Origin of the sequence: Actinotalea sp. C106 (assembly GCF_023630195.1) — a bacterium.
Lineage (GTDB): Bacteria > Actinomycetota > Actinomycetes > Actinomycetales > Cellulomonadaceae > Actinotalea.
On record NZ_JALPKN010000373.1, the window covers coordinates 1 to 2,578 of the forward strand.

Here is a 2,578-nt window from a genome sequence, read left to right on the forward strand (position 1 = left end):
TCCGACTTGGGGACGGCAGGCTGCGCGACCGCCGGCTCGTGGTGCGTCGACGTGGGCGCGGCACGGCGGCCCGCGAGCGCCGCTCCGAGGTCCTCCTGCCGGCGAGGCGCCACGCGACTGTGTCTGCCTCGACGGGGCAGGCTCAGGGGGCGCCCTCGGGGTCGTCGACGACGGGCACGGCCTTCCGCGAGGGGCGACGAGCCGGATGAGCAGCACCGACAAGGCTCCCGCCCGGATCGCTGCGCTGTGGGTGCCGGACTGGCCCGTCCTGGCCGCGATGCTCGTCGCGGAGGTCCCGGTCCACCGACCCGCTGCGGTGCACGACGGTCGCCGGGTCACCGCCGTCTCGGCCCTCGCACGGGCCGAGGGCGTGCGCCGAGGGATGCGACGACGCCAGGCGCAGGAGTGCTGCCCCGAGCTCACCCTGCTCGACCACGACCCCGGGCGGGACGTCCGCCTCTTCGAGCCCGTGGCGGCCGCCGCGGAGACCGTGGTCGCCGGGGTCGAGGTGGCTCGTCCCGGGCTGCTGCTGCTCCCCGCAGCCGGGGCGAGCCGCTTCCATGGCTCCGAGCAGCACCTGGCCGCGGAGCTCGTCGGCGCGGTCGCGTCCAGGACCGGTCACGAGGCCCAGGTCGGCATCGCCGACGGCACGGGTGCCGCGGTGCTCGCCGCCCGCGCCGGCCTGGTGGTGCCGCCCGGGCGGGCTCGTCCTTTCCTCGCCCCGCTGGGGGTCGCCGAGCTCGTGCACGTCGCGACCCAGGGGCCGCTCCTGACCGAGGTGACCGAGCTCGTCGACCTGCTGCGGCGGCTCGGGCTGCGCACCCTGGGCGACCTCGCGCGGCTGCCGCGCAGCGACGTGCTGAGCCGCTTCGGGAGCAGCGGTGAGTGGGCGCACCTCGTGGCCTCGGGGAAGGACGACCGTCCGACGGCGCTGCGTCGGCTCGAGCCTGACGTCGCGGTCGAGGAGGAGCTCGACCCGCCGGTCGAGCGGGTCGAGGGGACGGCCTTCGTCGCCCGTCGGCTCGCCGAGCAGCTGCACGCCCTGCTCGTGTCCCGCAGTGCGGGCTGCGGCCGGCTGCAGATCACGGCCCGGACCGAGGACGGGCAGGAGCTGGTGCGGGTCTGGCGCACGGACACGGCCCTGGGTGGGCTCTCGGCCGCGCGGATGACCGACCGGGTGCGCTGGCAGCTCGAGGGGTGGCTCACCCATGGCCCCCGCCCCGCAGGCCGAGGGCATGACCACGGCACCGCCGGAGCCGAGGACCCTGCCCCGGCCTCGCTGGTCCGCCTGGGGCTGCGGGCCGAGGAGGTCCTCGCGGTCGGTGCCGAGCAGGGGCGGCTGTGGGGGGAGGCGAGCGGTAGCGACCTGCGCGCGCACCGGGCCCTGCACCGGGTCCAGGGTCTGCTGGGAGCCGACGCCGTGCTCAGCCCTGCGGTGCAGGGCGGGCGGGACCTGCGTGACCAGGTGCACCTCGTGCCCTGGGGGGAGGAGGTCCGCGCGAGCCGTCCCGTGGCCGCCCCGTGGCCCGGACGGCTCCCCGAGCCGGCCCCTGCCACGGTCCTCCTCGAGCCTCAGACGGTGCAGCTGTGCGGTGGCGACGGGCGGCGCGTCCAGGTCGACGCCCGGCTCCAGATCAGCGCCGAACCCGCCACGGTGCGGTGGCCCGGCTCGGCCGGGGAGCCCGGGCGTGAGGGCCGGGTCACCGGGTGGGCGGGGCCCTGGCCCGTGGTCCAGCGCTGGTGGGGGCCGACGCCCTCGCGCCAGGTCTACCTGCAGGTCACCACCGAGGACGGCCAGGCCGTGCTGCTGGCTTTGCGGGACGGCGTCTGGTCGGTCGAAGCCCACTATGACTGAGCGCGCCCGCAGCGTGGAGCCCGCCTACGCCGAGCTCCACGCCCACTCGGCCTTCAGCTTCCTCGACGGCGCGAGCCAGCCCGAGGAGCTCGTCGCCGAGGCCGCCCGGCTGGGTCTCTCAGCCCTCGCGCTGACCGACCACGACGGTCTGTACGGCGTCGTGCGGTTCGCCCAGGCGGCCCGCAGCGTGGGCCTGCCCACGGTCTTCGGCGCCGAGCTGCACCTGCCCGGGCCGGACGGGGTGCTCGACCCGCCGACCGGCGTCCCCGACCCTCGCGCGACCCACCTGCTGGTCCTGGCCCGCGGTCCCCAGGGGTACCGGGCACTGTCCCGGGCCGTGGCCGAGGCGCACCTCGTGACCGGCAGCAAGGGGGCCGCGGACTACCGCCTGGACCAGCTCGGCGCGGCCGCCCAGGAGCAGTGGCTCGTGCTGACGGGGTGCCGCAAGGGCGCGGTGCGTCACGCCCTCGAGGGAGGTGGGGGAGAGCTCGACCTCGCCGCGGCCCGTGCCGAGCTCGACCGGCTGACTGCCGTCTTTGGGGCCGAGAACGTCGCGGTCGAGGTCACCGACACGGGGGACCCGCGCGACTCCGAGCGGTGCGACGCCCTCGCCGAGCTCGCTCGGACCGCTGGCCTGCCCCTCGTGGCGACCGGCAACGTGCACTACGCCCGCCCGGCTGACGCGGACCTGGCCGCGGCCCTCGCGGCGGTGCGAGCACGGTC

The 2,578-nt window shown here is 77.0% G+C and carries 1 protein-coding gene and 1 pseudogene; both read left to right on the top strand.

Translation table 11 applies throughout. The features are described 5' to 3' along the window. Positions 1-277: 277 nt before the first annotated feature. Positions 278-661: pseudogene (locus L0B03_RS19725) on the top strand (DNA polymerase Y family protein); the annotation flags it as partial. A gap of 1,186 nt (positions 662-1,847) precedes the next feature. After that, positions 1,848-2,578: PHP domain-containing protein (locus tag L0B03_RS16495; protein WP_250447896.1), on the top strand; the 731-nt coding region annotated here is incomplete at its 3' end.